The 17,259-nt window shown below is 39.9% G+C and carries 18 protein-coding genes and 3 pseudogenes; 10 read left to right on the top strand and 11 right to left on the bottom strand.

The genetic code is table 11. The features are described from left to right. The first annotated feature begins 115 nt into the window (after window positions 1-115). Window positions 116-2,152 (top strand): GH32 C-terminal domain-containing protein, encoded by a 2,037-nt coding sequence (locus NYE43_RS13375; RefSeq protein WP_341062115.1) that lies wholly within the window; start codon window positions 116-118, stop codon window positions 2,150-2,152. Between the two features lie 97 nt (window positions 2,153-2,249). Here NYE43_RS13375 and yraA read toward each other — a convergent pair whose 3' ends face one another. The 3 genes and pseudogenes from yraA to NYE43_RS13360 all read right to left on the bottom strand — a co-directional run. Beyond that, window positions 2,250-2,759, bottom strand: a complete 510-nt coding sequence (yraA, locus tag NYE43_RS13370; protein ID WP_069487145.1) for a cysteine protease YraA — start codon at window positions 2,757-2,759, stop codon at window positions 2,250-2,252. Window positions 2,760-3,058: 299 nt separating this feature from the next. After that, window positions 3,059-4,108 (bottom strand): NAD(P)-dependent alcohol dehydrogenase, encoded by a 1,050-nt coding sequence (locus tag NYE43_RS13365; protein WP_341062114.1) that lies wholly within the window; start codon window positions 4,106-4,108, stop codon window positions 3,059-3,061. A gap of 209 nt (window positions 4,109-4,317) precedes the next feature. After that, window positions 4,318-4,458 (bottom strand): annotated as a pseudogene (locus NYE43_RS13360) (gamma-carboxymuconolactone decarboxylase); the annotation flags it as partial. A 109-nt stretch (window positions 4,459-4,567) separates the two neighbouring features. Here NYE43_RS13360 and NYE43_RS13355 point away from each other — a divergent pair. From NYE43_RS13355 to NYE43_RS13345, 3 genes and pseudogenes are all read left to right on the top strand, one after another. Next, on the top strand, window positions 4,568-4,972 hold the full coding sequence (locus NYE43_RS13355) for a MerR family transcriptional regulator (protein ID WP_024122264.1): 405 nt from the start codon (window positions 4,568-4,570) through the stop codon (window positions 4,970-4,972). Window positions 4,973-5,027: 55 nt separating this feature from the next. Beyond that, window positions 5,028-5,243 (top strand): annotated as a pseudogene (locus tag NYE43_RS13350) (aldo/keto reductase); the annotation flags it as partial. Window positions 5,244-5,386: 143 nt separating this feature from the next. Continuing rightward, window positions 5,387-5,665 (top strand): HPr family phosphocarrier protein, encoded by a 279-nt coding sequence (locus NYE43_RS13345; RefSeq protein WP_095713407.1) that lies wholly within the window; start codon window positions 5,387-5,389, stop codon window positions 5,663-5,665. Between the two features lie 203 nt (window positions 5,666-5,868). Here NYE43_RS13345 and NYE43_RS13340 read toward each other — a convergent pair whose 3' ends face one another. Then, window positions 5,869-6,237, bottom strand: a complete 369-nt coding sequence (locus NYE43_RS13340) for a CotD family spore coat protein (protein WP_095713406.1) — start codon at window positions 6,235-6,237, stop codon at window positions 5,869-5,871. Between the two features lie 264 nt (window positions 6,238-6,501). Between NYE43_RS13340 and NYE43_RS13335 the strand changes: the two genes are divergently transcribed. The 4 genes from NYE43_RS13335 (at window position 6,502) to NYE43_RS13320 (ending at window position 9,394) form a co-directional block, all read left to right on the top strand. Further along, complete coding sequence (locus NYE43_RS13335) at window positions 6,502-7,200, top strand: aspartate/glutamate racemase family protein (RefSeq protein ID WP_095713405.1); 699 nt, start codon at window positions 6,502-6,504, stop codon at window positions 7,198-7,200. Between the two features lie 525 nt (window positions 7,201-7,725). After that, window positions 7,726-8,379: a VOC family protein gene (locus tag NYE43_RS13330; RefSeq protein ID WP_095713404.1), complete on the top strand. Its 654-nt coding sequence runs from the start codon at window positions 7,726-7,728 to the stop codon at window positions 8,377-8,379. Window positions 8,380-8,629: 250 nt separating this feature from the next. Continuing rightward, window positions 8,630-8,989, top strand: coding sequence for an SH3 domain-containing protein (locus tag NYE43_RS13325; RefSeq protein ID WP_010335061.1), 360 nt, complete (start codon window positions 8,630-8,632; stop codon window positions 8,987-8,989). A 48-nt stretch (window positions 8,990-9,037) separates the two neighbouring features. Then, window positions 9,038-9,394 (top strand): SH3 domain-containing protein, encoded by a 357-nt coding sequence (locus tag NYE43_RS13320; protein ID WP_004398671.1) that lies wholly within the window; start codon window positions 9,038-9,040, stop codon window positions 9,392-9,394. Between the two features lie 14 nt (window positions 9,395-9,408). On the opposite strand, the pseudogene NYE43_RS21745 reads toward NYE43_RS13320, so the two are convergent. After that, window positions 9,409-9,626, bottom strand: a pseudogene (locus NYE43_RS21745) (aldo/keto reductase); the annotation flags it as partial. A 201-nt stretch (window positions 9,627-9,827) separates the two neighbouring features. Between NYE43_RS21745 and NYE43_RS13310 the strand changes: the two are divergent. Together NYE43_RS13310 and NYE43_RS13305 are read left to right on the top strand one after the other, a co-directional pair. Further along, window positions 9,828-10,586 (top strand): metal-binding protein ZinT, encoded by a 759-nt coding sequence (locus NYE43_RS13310; protein WP_103672571.1) that lies wholly within the window; start codon window positions 9,828-9,830, stop codon window positions 10,584-10,586. 317 nt (window positions 10,587-10,903) lie between these two features. Then, window positions 10,904-11,044 (top strand): hypothetical protein, encoded by a 141-nt coding sequence (locus NYE43_RS13305; protein WP_185848778.1) that lies wholly within the window; start codon window positions 10,904-10,906, stop codon window positions 11,042-11,044. A gap of 183 nt (window positions 11,045-11,227) precedes the next feature. On the opposite strand, the gene nikE is transcribed toward NYE43_RS13305, so the two are convergent. The 6 genes from nikE to NYE43_RS13275 all read right to left on the bottom strand — a co-directional run bounded on the left by nikE (window position 11,228) and on the right by NYE43_RS13275 (window position 17,182). Continuing rightward, window positions 11,228-12,049, bottom strand: coding sequence for a nickel import ATP-binding protein NikE (nikE, locus tag NYE43_RS13300; RefSeq protein WP_101861132.1), 822 nt, complete (start codon window positions 12,047-12,049; stop codon window positions 11,228-11,230). A 30-nt stretch (window positions 12,050-12,079) separates the two neighbouring features. Further along, window positions 12,080-12,907 carry a nickel import ATP-binding protein NikD gene (gene nikD, locus NYE43_RS13295; RefSeq protein ID WP_024122257.1) on the bottom strand — a complete coding sequence of 276 codons (828 nt, stop codon included), beginning with the start codon at window positions 12,905-12,907 and terminating at the stop codon, window positions 12,080-12,082. Window positions 12,908-12,925: 18 nt separating this feature from the next. After that, the gene (nikC, locus tag NYE43_RS13290) at window positions 12,926-13,756 is read right to left on the bottom strand and encodes a nickel ABC transporter permease subunit NikC (RefSeq protein WP_185848779.1); all 831 of its coding nucleotides are present in this window, start codon (window positions 13,754-13,756) and stop codon (window positions 12,926-12,928) included. Then, window positions 13,753-14,697, bottom strand: coding sequence for a nickel ABC transporter permease subunit NikB (gene nikB / locus NYE43_RS13285; protein ID WP_106022546.1), 945 nt, complete (start codon window positions 14,695-14,697; stop codon window positions 13,753-13,755). The genes nikC and nikB overlap by 4 nt, the downstream gene beginning before the upstream one ends. Window positions 14,698-14,706: 9 nt before the next feature. Further along, a complete protein-coding gene (nikA, locus tag NYE43_RS13280) occupies window positions 14,707-16,323 on the bottom strand; it encodes a nickel ABC transporter substrate-binding protein (protein WP_185848780.1) in 1,617 nt (538 codons plus the stop codon). Window positions 16,324-17,092: 769 nt separating this feature from the next. After that, a complete protein-coding gene (locus NYE43_RS13275) occupies window positions 17,093-17,182 on the bottom strand; it encodes a YjcZ family sporulation protein (RefSeq protein WP_024122253.1) in 90 nt (29 codons plus the stop codon). Window positions 17,183-17,259: the final 77 nt, after the last annotated feature.

Genomic DNA, 17,259 nt, shown 5'->3' with positions numbered 1-17,259 from the left:
ACCTGCAGAAGTCTTTCTCATAACCTCATCATCATTCGATACAGCTTTTATCACGGATCACTCGTGCAGATGTCTCTCTTGAATGTTTTTAAATGTTAGAGAGGAGAGAATCAGAATGAAAAAGAAGCTAATTCAAGTCGTGATCCTATTCACCATGCTGTTTACTATGGCACTGCCAGTAAGTGCAGCCGATTCAAGCTACTATGATGAGGATTACCGTCCCCAATATCATTTCACACCAGAGGCAAACTGGATGAATGATCCAAATGGAATGGTTTATTATGCAGGGGAGTATCATTTGTTTTATCAGCATCATCCATACGGTCTGCAATGGGGGCCGATGCATTGGGGCCATGCAGTAAGCAAGGATTTAGTTCACTGGAAGCACCTTCCCATAGCGCTGTCACCTGATGAAAAAGGCACAATTTTTTCCGGGAGCGCAGTGGTCGATTGGAATAATACAAGCGGTTTTCAAACCGGAAAGGAGAAGCCGCTTGTCTCTATATATACGCAGGATCATGAAGACGGCCAAGTGCAAAGCGTCGCCTATAGTAATGATAAAGGCAGAACGTGGACGAAATACTCAGGTAATCCGGTCATTCCAAACCCGGGAAAAAAAGATTTTCGCGATCCGAAAGTGTTTTGGTATGAAAAAGATAAAAAGTGGGTGATGGTCCTGGCAGCTGGTGACCGAATACTCATTTATACATCAAAAAATCTGAAACAGTGGACATATGCAAGTGAGTTTGGACAAGGACAAGGAAGTCATGGAGGCGTATGGGAATGTCCGGATTTATTTGAGCTTCCTGTAGACGGCAATCCGAAACAAAAGAAATGGGTGATGCAAGTCAGTGTCGGAAACGGTGCGGTTTCAGGAGGATCAGGCATGCAATATTTTGTAGGAAGTTTTGATGGAACAACTTTCAAGAACGAAAACCCGTCAGACAAAGTATTATGGACCGACTACGGTAAAGACTTTTATGCGGCTGTTTCTTGGTCCGATGTTCCTTCTTCAGATGGACGGCGGCTTTGGCTAGGGTGGATGAGCAATTGGCAATATGCCAACGATGTTCCTACATCTCCATGGAGAAGTGCAATGACTATTCCAAGAGAAGTAAAATTGAAAGCGTTTTCTAAAGGGATCAGAGTTATTCAAACACCAGTAACAGAGCTGCAATCTATCAGGGGAGCCGCGCAGAAGTGGAAAAATAAGATTATATCGCCAGAGAGCAGTAATGTATTGGCGGGTATATCTGGAGATGCTTATGAAATGAATGCAGAGTTTCAAGTGAATCCAGGTTCGGCTTCTGAATTCGGTTTTAAGGTTCGAACAGGGAGAAATCAATATACAAAAGTCGGTTATCATCAAAAGAGCGGCAAACTGTTCGTTGACCGAAGCCAATCCGGAAATGTCACCTTTAATCCAACCTTTAACACTGGGAAGCAAGCAGCTCCGCTGAAGCCGGTAAATGGAAAGATAAAAATGCGTATTTTTGTTGACCGCTCTTCAGTCGAAGTATTTGGCAATGACGGGCAACAGGTGTTGACTGACATCATTCTTCCGGATAGATCAAGCAAAGGTCTTGAATTATATGCTGTTAATGGCCGTGTTAAGGTAAACTCCCTAACGATTCATCCTTTAAATAAAGCATGGGGAGCGTCACCGTTTATATCCAATTTGACTGGCTGGACAACTGTAAACGGTACGTGGGCCGACACAATTGATGGAAAACAAGGACGATCAGACGGCGATTCCTTCATGATGTCTTCAGCATCAGGAGCTGACTTCACTTATGAATCCGATATAATCATTAAGGATGGGAACGGAAAAGGGGCAGGGGCTCTTGTGTTTCGTTCTGATAAAGACGCACAAAACGGTTATGTAGCCAATGTGGATGCGAAACATAATCTTGTGAAATTTTTTAAATTTGAGGACGGGATTGCCTCTGTTATTGCCGAACACCAAACACCAATAGATATAAATAAAAAATATCATCTGAAAACTGTGGCTCATGGCGCTCACTTTAAAATATATTTGGATGACCGTCTAGTCATAGATGCTGAAGATTCTGCATTCTCAGAAGGTCAATTTGGCTTGAACGTTTGGGATGCTACAGCAGCCTTTCAGAATGTCAACGCAAAGGCTGATTAGAAAAGACAAAAGAGGCATTTTAAATGAAGGGAGAATAGAGATTCTTACACTTTCTCTATAAAAAAGGGCACAGACTCAAACTGTCTGTGCCTTTTTCTTATTTCAACAGGTTCAATGATTCGCGGTTAAATGCTTCCAAATCATCAGGTGTTCTGCTTGTTACAATGTTGTGGCTGACGACTACTTCTTCGTCTTTGTAATTTGCACCAGCGTTGATCAAGTCTTTGCGAATGCTGCGGTAGCCAGTGATGTCTTTGCCTTTCAGAAGATCCGTATCAATGAGTACCTGCGGGCCGTGGCAAATAGCGAAAACAGGTTTCTCATTTTCTACAAATGCTTTCGCAAATTCACCCGGCCGATCATCTCCGCGAAGCAAATCTGGGGAAAATCCTCCAGGAATCAATAGGGCATCGAATTCACTTGCATCTACGTCGGAGATTGCTTTGTCGATCTTCACTTTCTCGCCATGTTTACCGGTAACTTCCTTGCCTGCTTCCAAATCAATGGCAACGACGCTATGGCCAGCTTCTTCGTATGCCTTTACCGGACTTGTATATTCGATATCTTCGAATTGGTCTGTAACGAGAACAGCGATTTTTTTGCTCATATTTATACCTCCTATGAATTCCTATATACCATAGAATAACAGGCACGTTCATTTTCCTTCAAAATATTTGCTTGAGATGGTTTTCGCAAGAGTCCTGCGAAAGGATTGTTTATAGGTTTTATGGTTTTCATAGGGTAAAAGCGCAGCCAAAACGAGGCAGAAGGATTAGCGCTCTTCTTAACTTATTTCTTTTTTAAAAAAAGACTTTTTAAATGATTTTCACTGTGGAGCGGAGTGCAGTAAACAAAAGGCGAGGTAGCCAATAGTATGGCTACCTCACCTTTTACAACTATTCCGACTCATAATGTAGAGATATCAATAACGAATCGGTAGCGTACATCACTGCGAAGAACACGCTCATATGCTTCATCCACTTGATCGGCACGAATCACCTCAATTTTAGGTGCAATGCCATGCTGAGCAGCGAAATCAAGCATCTCTTGTGTTTCTGGAATTCCGCCGACAAGAGAACCCGCTAGGCTGCGGCGGCCCATGATTAAGGAGAATACACTATATTTGTCCGGCTCGGCCGGTGCCCCTACATTCACAAGGGTTCCGTCTATCCGAAGCATTGATAAATAGGCATCTACATCAAGGTTCGCGGATACTGTATTTAAGATTACGTCAAAACGCCCGGCCAATTCAGTAAATGTAGCTTGATTACTGGTTGCATAGTAATGGTCAGCCCCTAGTTCAAGGGCTTCCTCTTTCTTATTCATAGAGCGGCTCAGGACGGTTACCTCTGCACCCAAAGCATGCGCAAATTGAATCGTTAAATGACCAAGCCCGCCGACCCCTACAATCGCAACCTTTTTGCCTGGGCCGACGTTCCAGTGTTTTAGAGGGGAATAGGTTGTAATCCCTGCACACAGTAGAGGGCTGGCAACATCCATCTCCAAACTGTCCGGTATCCGAACAACGAACCTGTCAGTGACAACGATTTTTTGGCTGTACCCGCCATACGTCGGATTTCCATCATAGTCCAGTGAATTATAAGTTTGGACAACACCTTTAGTGCAGAACTGTTCCTCACCGCTGAGGCAGTATTCGCATTCTCCGCAGGAGTCAACAAAACAGCCGACGCCAACGCGATCTCCGACAGCAAATTTTGTGACTTCTGCTCCCACAGCCTCCACAACTCCGGCGATTTCGTGACCGGGAACCATCGGAAAAATTCCTCCGCCCCATTCATTGAACGCACTGTGGATATCGGAATGGCAAATACCGCTGAACTTAATGTCGATTAAGACGTCGTGCGGCCGTAATTCTCTTCTTTCAATTGTCGTCTGTTCAAATTTCGCTTTAGCATTTGGTACGCTTAATACACGAGTTTTATAATGATTACACATACAGACCTTCCTTTCATATAGTCAGTTTCCAGATAAGAACATGTCACTTGGTGTTTGTCATGTGTGTTCAACATCACTTTAAACCTTAAAGTCCACTTTAAGGCAAGAGTTTTTTTTAGAAACATATTTTTATAAAAGATTAAGAGTAAACACAATTATTGAAGAAATAATGCTTTTTTAACACTTAAGTTTGACTCAATGCGTTCATTTTATAATGCATCATACCATTCATCATAAGCAGGCTCTAACCAGTCCGTCTCTCCAGGAGTAATGGCTAAATGCACAAATCAACTGTCTTTTGTTGCGCCATGCCAATGTTTTACGTGCGGCGGAATATTCACGACATCTCCTGAAGAATGAGATTGAGGAATACGTCAGAGTTTAAACTTGGTTTCTTCTTGACTTAAAGTGAACTTTAAGTGTTATCTTCAAAAACAGCAGGATAAAGAGGTGAAAAATATGAATATTACGCAAGTGGCAAAACAGTTTGGCCTAACAGCCGCAACGCTCAGATATTATGAACGTGTTGGATTGATCCCGCCGGTAAAACGAAAAGAAAGCGGAATCCGCGATTATGATGAAGAAGATATCAAATGGGTTGAATTCATCAAATGCATGCGAAATGCTGGACTAACGATAGAAGCGTTAATTGAATATACAACGTTATTTACTGAAGGAGACCGAACAGTAGAAGCCCGCAAAAATATCCTGGCTGACGAAAGACAGCGATTGATAGAAAAGCGGAAAGAAATTGATGAAACAATAAAAAGATTAAATAAAAAAATTGAGGATTATGATGGGAAATTGCGCGAAAATGAGGACAAACTCAAAAGCAGACCTAAAACGGAAAGTTTTCATGGATAAGTACCAGTAAGGCTAGAATGAATTAAACAATTCCTTCTTTGTTAACATTTATCATAAAAGAGCAGGGGAAATCGCGGAAAAACGCGGTGTCTCCCGTATTCATATCGCGCTTGCCTGGTTGCTGCAGAAAGAGCCTGTAACAGCTCCTATTATCGGTGCTACGAAAATGTCACACCTTCAAGATGCCGTAGGTGCTCTTGCAGTTAAATTGATGCCTGCAGAAGTTAAGTTTCTAGAAGAACCATATGTACCTCACCGAATAGTTGGTCATCATGAATTATGCTCGAAAACGATATTGCTGGAAATCAACAAAATACTATGTTTCGGATTGAGAGAAAGAATAGAGGGCTTATGAATAAAAACTGGCCTATTCCAATTCTTTAAGGAATTCTAAGGCCTAAGGAGCAGGGGAGAATGATAGAAAAACAGTATACAATTATCGCGAGTACAGGCTTCGCACGTGCAGCAGTCTTGTTAGTACGTGCGGCTTGTAAATTCAGCTCTAGTATATATCTTGAATATCAAGGGGAAGCTGTCGATCTGAAAAATACACCCAAGTCCCTCATTGATGTGATGTCACTAGGAATTAAACCTAATACCCACATAAGGATAAGAGCTAATGGCGTTGACGAGAATCAGGCTTTACAAGCGATAGAAGATCATTTGCAAAAAAACAAGTTCACAAAGAAATGAGGAAGAAAACCTCTCTTTTTTTATCATTTTCAGGGACTCGCTCCAAGTCCCCCTTTTTTATACGAGCGTTTTGTTAAATGCTTATCTTTAAAGAAACCAACTCATTTCTCTTCATATTAATGCCGAAAATCTTATAATTGGAAAGGATAGGGTAATGAAAAAGGCATCCATAAGGATGCCTAAAATGAATCTTTACTGAATGATTACCTATTCCATCTTTTTACTGGTTTACAGCATGGATTTCTTAAGTCACTTCCACAATCATATTCCTCAACGATATTTTCATTCTCTGCAGATTGTGTCACTGGATAGTAATTTTCTACTCTTGTAACATTTCTATTAACATTAACAATATGAGTCGGCTGAACACGTCTAACAGTACGTTCATTGGTAGTCGTATTTACAACATTTCTTGTGGGAGAAACAATTGTTTCTACATTGTTGCCTCCGTTACCTCCATTACCCCCATTAAAACCATTGAAGCCATTGAAGCTATTGGTACCGTTGTTCCCGCGACGAGAGCCGAACATGAATTCGTCCACACTTCTTAACCCACCGTTGCTGCAGCTCATCAAAATCACCCTCTCAAAAAATCTTGTCTTACAATATAAGTTATGATGAAGAAAAAAGGTTGTCCTAGACAAGAAACTCATATTATCGATACACATGACAAGTAAGGGGGCAAAGTTTTCTGTCATTTTGATTATATTTCCACCGTAGCTACGGGCCTGGAAGACCAATCAATCATTTTATACTTGATAATAGCAGTCCTGGTATTAAAATGACTTATATATTAAAATACTAATAATATTTCGAATTTTAAATCGAGGTGGGCTATGAAAACGATTGGTCTTATTGGCGGAATGAGTTGGGAGTCGTCGGCTGAGTACTATCGAATTATCAATGAGGAAATAAAAAAGAAGTTAGGGGGGTTACATTCTGCAAAGTGTCTTTTGTACAGTGTTAATTTTAAAGAGATTGAACACTTTCAATCAGAAGGAGCTTGGAATAAAGCTGGTAAAACCTTGGGGGAAGCAGCAAGATCATTAGAAAAAGCCGGAGCAGATTTTATTGTAATATGCACAAACACTATGCACAAAGTAATTAGTGATATCCAAGCAATGATCACAATACCTATTTTACATATTGCCGATGCAACTGCTGATCAAATGAACAGACAAGATATTCGTTCAGCAGGATTACTTGGTACCAAATATACAATGGAGCAAAATTTTTATAAAACTCGTATTGAGACTCATGGCATTAATATTATTGTGCCTAATGATAATGAAAGAGAATTAATAAATAATATTATCTATCAAGAACTATGTTTGGGTGAAATTAAACAGTCATCGAAAAACATTTATCACACAATCATAAATAATTTGATGAATAGAGGAGCGGAGGGAATAATTCTCGGATGTACTGAAATTGGATTACTAGTAAAAGCTGAAGATTTCAAAGTGCCAATATTTGATACAACCTTAATCCATGCTCGAGAAGCAGTGAATAAATCTCTTTCGATTTCATCTTAGAATCAGTTCCTTCCTATACTCTAAAACCGTTTTTTAAGAGCGGTTTTTTTATTATGTTTATACAAGTCATAAAATAGGAGGCTCTTTATAGGGGTGATAATATTATGATCCTTTCCACTGAAAATTGTGTTTGAAGATATTGAAGACGGCAGCAAGGTCTCACTAACACAATAGATAGACTTTGAAAACAATTGCGTAGTGAGGTGAGTATATCTGTTCTTATATACTAAACGGTATACCTATCCAGTTTTAGACATGACACGGGTGACGAGTTCAGGAATCAGATGACAATCCTGAAGCCTATGCCTAGGTATAGATTGATGATGACCTTACTTCAGCTGTACAGATTTTTGAAATGAAAAACCAAGGTGATTCATTTCATCCATCCTTAAAGCTAATGAATAATAATGAAAAACAAATTTATGTAGTTTTTTATTTTTCAGTCTAATGATGTAGATTAAATAAGCTAAATGTAGAAAGAATTTGTTTCTCATTTTAGATATATTAAGAGAGGGGGTGTGAATAATGAAAATAAAAAATCTTGAAATATTTGTTTCTCATTTTAATCAAACTGTAAGCTTTTATAAAGATATCCTTCAATTTAAAAGGCTGGCGTTAACTGATACATTAGCCACATTTCAAGTGGGAGAAAGCATTTTAACCTTGCATCAAGACGAAGTGAATCAATATTACTATCATTTTGCGTTTAATATCCATTCGAATATTTTCGCAGAAGCAAAAGAATGGCTGAAAAAGAAGGTTAATTTACTTGAAGAAAATGGTGATGATGAAGTATATTTTGCAAATGCAAAGGCAAGATCGATATATTTTGAAGATCCAGCAGGTAATATTGTTGAGTTTATTTCTCGATTAGAAACCTCTCCGGAAACGAGGTCAAAAGAATTCACGCCCGACAATGTAATAGGGATAAGTGAGATTGGTTTATCTACGAATCATGTTAAAGAATGTTTTGACTACCTTTTAAAGTTGGGAATCCGGCAAAGAAATGATGAACCTTTCTCAAAAAACCATTTACATTTCATGGGGGAGTATAAAGAAGGAGTCTATATTTTATTAGGTCCTGTCGGAAGAAGGTGGATATTCTCGGATAAATACAGTATAGATGCACCACTTATGATTGAAACTGACCGAGGGATCATCAAAAATTTTGATGAGTAGTCAAGCTTTTAATTGGTGTGTGACATATCTTTCATGCATTATTTTTGCTTGCATTGTCATCCCTATATTCCCAAATTTTATCCTCTCTTCTGTCGGAAAATTCAGTAATAATGGCACTTCTCATATACCTGTGTGATGGTAATATGATCAATATATGTAAACGAAAGGAGCGAAGATGGTCTGCCGAATCATTCCTGAACTGAATGTAAGAAAACCAGACGCAGGACATTTATTGTGAGGAGGATATAAGTTGAGAAAGTTAAAAATGGCAAGTTTATTAACCGTTATGATGGCGTCATTCTTCATTTTTTCTAGTCATGCACAAGCAGTTCAGTATTACACTGTCTCAACAAGCAGCGGTGCTCCCGTAAATATGCGCAGCGGCCCAGGTACAAGTTGGGGGATTGTAACGACTATTCCGAGCGGAACCCGCATCCCGATCTACTGCTACAAAACCGGTACAACTGTAACTGGAAAGTATGGAACGAGTAATATTTGGAACTACACAGAACGGACGCTTGCCAGCGGGGAGATCGTTCCTGGATTTGTCTCTGATACATATATGTATACAGGATCAGACGGCCCGGTAGTTCCTAAATGCAGCTGGTAGCATATGTATCGTTCTTAAAATGAAGAAATTGAAGAAAGAGGGATGACATTGACTAAACTGAAAATGCTGAGTATGTTAACCGTGATGATCGCATCATTATTCATTTTTTCCAGTCAGGCACTTGCCGTTCAGTACTTTACTGTCTCAACAAGCAGCGGTGCGCCTGTAAATATGCGCAGCGGTCCAGGTACAAACTATCCTATTATGCTTTCCATTCCTAGCGGTTCACGTGTTCCTTACTATTGTTACGCTTATGGGACGACTGTTACTGGAAAGTATGGAACGAGTAATATTTGGGATCAAATCCAGTGGAAAGATTCACGTGGTGTCGTGAACATTGGATATGTTTCTGACACATATGTCTACACAGGTTCAGACGGCCCTGTCGGTTACAAATGCAACTAGCTATATAATTCGTACAATAGAGTCTCTTCTTTGGGCCTATCTGAGAGAAACCATACCAACAATGTTGGTATGGTTTTTGCTATTATTATGTCTTCCGCACCTGCATTTGTGGGAATGCCGCTATCGAGCGCTTCATCTATAATATGGAACGCGGTCTTTTCATCTGTATCGAGCCACCTAAACATAAACGGCTGACCCGCAATCCTGTTCTTCCTAAAAAGGTGTACTTCACAACAAATCTCTCCTCATGGAATATCGTAGATTTTCGCATTTTAAAAGAATTTCTGATTAACAAAGTAGGATTCTAATGAAATCGCCATCTGCTCCCAGCAACATTCAAGCGAGATTAGGAGCATTTTCCCTTTGATTTTTGAACAAGATAATTGTATAATACAAATCGTAATTATTTCGGTTTGGGAAAAGGAGTGTTGTAATGAAAATTTTATTTGCAAAGAGATTAGGGATATTTATGATTGGTTTATTACTAATATTGGCAGGATGTCAGACTTCAGGTTCATCTAAAGGTGAGTCTAATAAAACAGCAACATCATCCTCAGCAGGTGAAGAAAACTCTTCTAACACGCAAGAGCAAACATCAGAATCTCATGATCACGATCACGATCATAGTCATAGTCATGCACATGGTGAAGAGACAGAAAAAATTCATGAAGGCGATTTTAAAAACAGCCAAGTAAAGGATCGTTCACTTTCTGATTGGGAAGGAGACTGGCAATCGGTATATCCATACCTGCAAGATGGTACTCTTGACGAAGTATTCTCATATAAATCAGAACATGAAGGTGACAAGACAGCTGAAGAATATAAAGAGTATTATAAAAAAGGGTATAAAACAGATGTTGACCGTATCTTAATTCAAAAAGATGCTGTAACGTTCTTCAAAAACGGAAAAGAATATTCTGGTAAGTATACGTATGACGGGTACGAAATTCTAACATATGATGGGGGCAATAGAGGGGTAAGATACATATTCAAACGAGCTAAAAAAGCTGAAGGACTTCCTCAGTATATTCAGTTTAGCGATCACAGTATCTACCCGACTAAAGCTAGCCATTACCATCTGTATTGGGGTGAGGACCGTGAAGCTTTACTTGATGAAGTGAAAAACTGGCCTACCTACTACCCGTCAGAAATGGACGGACACGATATTGCCCATGATATGATGGCGCATTAAATGAAGAGGAACATACCGTGAATTATGGCATTTCTTCTACACAAACGGTTTTTTTCACTATGGAAAATTGATAGAATGGGGAAAAACAAGCTTAGTCTAGTCCCTTATGGAGTTTGAATGTTTAAATACTTTTAGCTGCTGACTCCTCGTCAGCAGCTTTTTTGCCCTCTTTCGTTTTTATCCGTTTCTTTCTCTTCGCAACGGGGATTGACGGCTCATTAACAAAGTTAAGATACGATCAATATTAACTTGACGGTTGGGAAAAAGCATTTTGAAGATAGGGTGAAGAGTAAGGGAGAGTATGAGGAAAAAATGAAATGACTAAAGATGAAGAAGCTCTGGTATTATTTCAAAGTTCTGTGAATGTATGTTATGCGAACACAACAACGAAAGCAAAAACAGTTAGAAAAAGAACCAATGATTTAAAGCCAACGGTTCTTTTTCAATGTCATATTTAAAGCAGGAACATTGGTTAAAATGTGGCATGTGTAGCCGTGAGTTGAAAGCAGTTAACGGTGCAACCGTTCTATTGAAATCAGCACTCCATGCTTTGAACAACAAGAGACATGCCGTACTTGTTAAAGCAAATATTATGAAAAAACGATGTAACCGGGAATGCTATATATCTACACGCGATTTTCTTATTGTAGCGTCATTCCTCTTCCTATCGAACGAAAGCGCGGGTGTTCTGCAAGTATGGAGCTTCTCATTTCTTTTACTGCTGGATGGTCTGATGCAAAGAACTGAAGTTTGGACTCGTATAGCTCAACTAATTTTCCGTTATCTAGTACACCTAATGTGTCACTCAATTGATAAGCGGCTTTCAAATCATGCGTAATAAAAAAATACGATAACCCAAACTCGTCTTTGAGCTCTTTTAACAAATCGAGTATAAGCGTTTGGGTAACCATGTCCAGACTGCTGACTGATTCGTCTAAAACGATCAGTTTCGGTTTGAGCGAGATTGCTCTGGCGATATTGATTCGCTGCAATTGCCCGCCGCTGAATTGGTGCGGATATTTTGTTAAATCATTTTCACTTAGGCCTACTCTTTCCAACAACTCAATAATGGTTCGTCTTTGTTCCGCCGCAGTGAGGGTTTCATAGTTTTCTAATGGTTCTGCAATAATCTGTTCCGCCGTCATTCGCGGGTTGACGGACGAGTATGAATCTTGAAAGACAGCTTGAAGGTCACGACGGATTTTTCGCCGGATCGATTTATCTACGCTATACATATCATGCCCTTGAAAAAGGATTTGACCTGATTGCGGCCGTTCTAAACCAAGCAACACTTTTCCCAATGTACTCTTACCGGCTCCACTTGGCCCAATCAAGCCTAAGCATGTACCCTTCTCAATCGAAAAGCTGACATCGGATAGGACTTGTTTAGATTGAAATTTCCATTTGAATAATGAACGCTCCGCATAACGATGAGAGACTTCTTTCACTTGTAATAAACTCACTTGTTCACCTCATTAAAATGCGCTCTTTCGTCAAATTGACCCAATGGCACGTTCATCAATTGGCAATGTCAAACGTGCACCTAATAGCTTCTTTGTATATTCATGCTTTGGTGCATCAAACAGCTGAAGCACATCTGCTTTTTCTGTGATTCTTCCTTTCTGCATCACAGCGACTTCATCCGCCATTTCAGCAATGACGCCCAGATCATGAGATATAAGCAAAATCGCCGTTCCACATTCAGAGCGCATGGCGTCTAAATGTTTCAGCACGGTTTTCTGATTATTTACGTCTAGTGCGGTTGTGGGCTCATCCGCAATGAGAATGCTTGGATGTAAGCATACCGCGGTTGCAATCATCACCCGTTGAAGCATTCCGCCGCTTAATTGAAAAGGGTAAGATTTTAAAAGTTTAATAGGATTGGATAAGCTCACATTATGCAACGCTTCGATTGCAAGCTCCTTTGCCTGCTTTTTGTTAAAAGACGTATGAGTGCGAATCGTTTCAATCATTTGATGACCAATCGTAAAAACGGGGGTAAAAGCGTTCATCGGATTTTGCATAATATAGGAAATTTCTTTGCCTCGTATTTTGCGCATTTCTTTATCTGCCAATCCGTTTAATTCTCGGCCTAGTAGTGAAATGCTTCCTTTCACCTTGGTTGTTTTCTGATCAAGCATCTGAAGAATGGACATGCCTGTTACTGTTTTTCCACATCCGCTCTCACCAATCAGGCCAAGGACTTGACCGCGCTTCAGTTCGAAATTGACGTCTTGCACTAGAGTAGAAACTCCTTTGTGCGTTTTGGCCTGTACATGCAAATCTCTAACTTGCAGCACCGGTGATTGTTCTGTTCCCAACTTCCTCATTCCTTTTTATCATCGACGTTTGACTCCGTATTTTTCTGATAAGCTCTCGCCTAATAAATTGAACGTTACAACCACAATCATGATCATCATCCCTGGATAAATCATCAACTCAGGGTTCGTCCGGATATACGATTTACCTTCATGAATTATCGCTCCCCATTCCGCAGCCGGTGGCTGGACGCCTAATCCAAGAAACGACATAGCGGATATGTCCATAATGGCCCAGCCCATTTCCAATGTACCCATGACAACGAGGGGAGGGAGCACATTAGGTATGATATGTTTTTTCAGAATCTTCCATTGTGATGATCCATTGATTTGTGCGGCTTTCATAAAGTTCTCCTCTTTGAGACTAAGCACCATTCCTCTAAAGATTCTCGCATAATAGACCCATTGCACAAGCATGAGGGCAAGAATGACTTGAGGAAGTCCAGGTCCGAATATGCCCACTAGACCAAGAACTAAAATTAAGTTCGGAAAGGCCATCACACCATCACAACATCTCATTAACAGATGATCAATCCATCCGCCTTTATATCCCGAAATCGTACCGACGATGAGACCGATCACAAGTGAGGAAATAAAAATGAGCACTGCAAATCCCAAAGAAATTCGTGTTCCGTACAAAAGGCGGGATAAGTTGCATCTTCCTAAATGATCAGTTCCTAAAGGGAACTCCAAGGATGGAGGGTGCAGCTTATATGCCAAATGAACAGCAACAGGGTTATTCGGCGCAATCCAAGGGGCAAATACAGCAATGAGAAATAGAATTGATAATATGATGATACATGCTGTTATCACTTTTTGACTTTTACATATCATGCGTATGCTTGTGATCATCGAAACTGCCCTTCTTTCCTGGAAATGCGCGGATCAATAAACATTTGAATGAGATCAACGATTAAGCTACTCAATATAAAAAATGTGGCGGCTATGAACACATAGCATTGAATGACAGGGATGTCACGATTGAAAATGGCCTCAATAAAATAACGGCCAAAGCCAGGCCAAGAAAAAACCACTTCAACAATAATGGTTCCGGTGAGAAGTTTGCCAAGATTCATTCCTAGGCCTGTAATCATCGGAGAAATGGCCATTTTCAATACATGCTTAGCCATAATGCTTTTATTCTTCAAGCCTCTGATTTTTGCGTATTGTACATATGGTTCTTGCAGGTTTTCTATAACACTGGCGCGCAAAAGTCTTGTATACATAGCAATTAAAGGAAGCGCCAGCGTCATTGACGGCAGTACGAGGTGCTGCCATGTCCCAATTCCTTCTACTGGAAAAAGATCTAATTGAACAGAAAAGAAAAAAATCAACATATACCCTAACCAAAAAGTCGGAATGGATGCCCCGAAAAAGGAAATGAAGCGACTGATATGATCAATTGCGCGATTTCTTTTCATTCCCGCAAGGAAGCCGAGAGGCACACTGACAACCACCGCGATCAATAAACTACCAAGCGCAAGTTCGATCGTTGCTGGCATTCGGAGTGTAACCTCGTCCCAAACCGGCTTATTCGAAACATAAGAAATGCCGAAATCGAATTGGCATTTCTTCAAAATAGAGTTTACATATTGGATATAGAAAGGTTGATCTAAGCCAAACTCATGTCTTTTTTGCTCTAAAATGTCATCGGTTGGCTGGATATGCGCTGCGGCTACATACGCTTCAGCCGGGTCAACCGGTGAGAGTTGAATCATTCCAGTTGTCAGAAGTGTAGCTAAAAGAAACACTGGTATGATGGACATGATTCGTTTCAATATATAGATGCCCATAAAAGCCTCCTACTGCTTAATGCGAATACCTGTAAATGGATGTTCATCACGGTTGGCAGGGAAAGTAAAGTCTGTAATATTCTTTTGGTAGATCGCTGTCTTTTTTATATAAGAGATAGGAACGATAGCTCCCTGATCTTGAAGGGATGTTAAAATAGATGAGTAAAGAAGTTGACGCTCTTTTTTATCAGTTGTTTTGGGAACTTTTGCCATCTGCTTCAATAGCTCATCCTTGTTTGGATATGCCGAAATCGCTTCATTAAATCCAAATCCTTTTGACGCGACAATGTTTACAAATGTATGCGGATCATAAGGTGCGCCATAGTTGCTAAAGAAGTTCATATCAAATTCATTCGCTTTGAACCGTTTAACCTGAGTCGCCAATTCTACTCCTTCAAGATTCAACTTCACCCCAATCGCTGCCCACTCTGCTTGCAGCGTTTCTGCCATTGCTTTTTGAATGGATTCCGCTGAATCATACATTAAACTAAATTCAAGAGGCTTTCCGTCTTTCTCACGCACCGTCTTGCCATTCGGAAGCTTCCAACCTGCTGCATCTAATAACGCTCCCGCTTTTTCCGCATCATATTTCACTGGCTTTACATCAATATCAGACGTGTATGGGAAGGTTGTCGGCAAAATATGATCTGCTTTTTCTTCTAATCCGGAGGTAATGCCTTCCACCATGGCGTCTTTATTAAAGCCATAGTGCAGGGCTTGGCGAACACGTTCATCAGAAAGCTGTTCTTTTTTTGTATTCATGACAAGCTGTCTCGTCGCCACCGGTTCGGAAAGGCTTGTTTCATATTGACCTGTCGATTGCAGCTGCTTATATGCATCCAAACTGATGACGCCTTCACCGTAAATTAAGTCCAGTTCACCTTTTTCAAATGCAAGTACTCTTGTTTCTGCGTCTGGGATGACTTTCACCTTGATTTTCTCGACTTTAGGCTTTTCACCCCAATAATTTTCATTGCGTTTAAAAATCGCATATTCATCGGTTTTATGCTCTTCCAATACCCATGGACCCGTCCCGACCGGTTTTGCTACACCTTTTGATGTATCGCCATCCTTAGGGAACCCAGCCTCTCCTAAAATCCGAACAGGCCGTACAACTGCAAGCTCCTGAATGGTTGGATAATATGATTCAGTCAGTGTCAATTGAAATGTATGATTATCGATCACTTTTGTTTGAGCTATTTTTGTAATAAATCCTAACCAGCTATGTAACTCAGGATGTTTTAAAATGGAGTCAAAATTCTTTTTCACGATTTTTGCATTAAATGTTGTCCCGTCAGAAAATGTTACATTCTTACGCAAATGAAACGTATACACTTTGCCGTCATGAGATATATCCCAAGACTCAGCCAAATGCGGTTTAAGCTTTCCGCCCGCTTCATAAGAGACCAAAGGCTCGTACACCATTGACTGCGTAAACAATTGGGAAGGATTATAGACATGTGGGTTTATTTCTCCTATATCTCTAGGCCAAGCAATTGTGACCATACTGTGAGGATCTTTCTTCTCTGTTTGTCCTGCATTTGTACATCCTGCTAATAAAATAGAAAAGATGAGTATCGATACGAAAGTAAATTTAATTTTCAAACGAATCTTCCCACTAAGCATCTGTATTTCCCCCTAATTGATGTTGATAATCATTTTCATTTTAAGGAGGCAGCATACCCTTGTCAATGTAAGAATATAGGTATTGTTTTGGAACCCGATGTTCTGCCAACGGCAGTGGGCGGTATTCGCAACAAAAACAAGTAATTGATTTCGAAAAGGGTAACAAGTAATCCTTCGAATAATTAAGATGCAACCGACTTATCATAACCAGAACGGGAAAAGTTGTCATATTTTACTATCTTTTAATGGTGGAGAAGATCTCTCCGAAAACTGAGGAGTTGGAAAAACTGAGTCAAATTAATCTACTTCTAAGATTTTCACTTGAAGTGCTGCAGTCATTTTCATAGGGTGTGTGTGCTTAGAATATGCTTTAACTTTAGCTTTACCAATTGTAGTGATTTATTATCTGGTCCATATTTGCAGGCAATGATCCTAGTCGAAGCGGTCTAACTGTAATAGCCGTGAACAAGATTATTTATTGAATTATTGATCTTTGTAACTTTTTTTGTTTTATATTGCTACACTATATAACTTCAGCTGAGCGTATAAAATGGCTCTGGATCAATATGAATGATGTAAGGTAAAACTGTGGACGTTTTAAAAAAGCTCATAGAGTTTCAGAAAGATGAAGATTTGTAATTTATATTTCCCTGGTACAGAAACTTTGTCAGGATAATGAGTAATCACATTACAAAACGCCATAAAGGTTTCTTATGGCGTTTAGCCGAACAGGGAGGTGCTGCTACGGAGGAGTTAGTCTAGATTTAACTTAATATCTAAAGAAAGCTGCTCCGACAATGATTAACAAGATGAATAGCACCACGATTAACGCGAAGGAACTACCGTAACCATTAGACATATTGCCACCTCCTTTAGTGAGGGTAGTATAAGATATGCCAAACGATCGTTTTCGACATAGATTTACGTCTAAATAAG

Origin of the sequence: Bacillus sp. FSL R5-0434, from assembly GCF_038004745.1 — a bacterium.
GTDB lineage: Bacteria > Bacillota > Bacilli > Bacillales > Bacillaceae > Bacillus > Bacillus halotolerans.
This window is presented reverse-complemented; position numbering and strand designations above follow the sequence as displayed.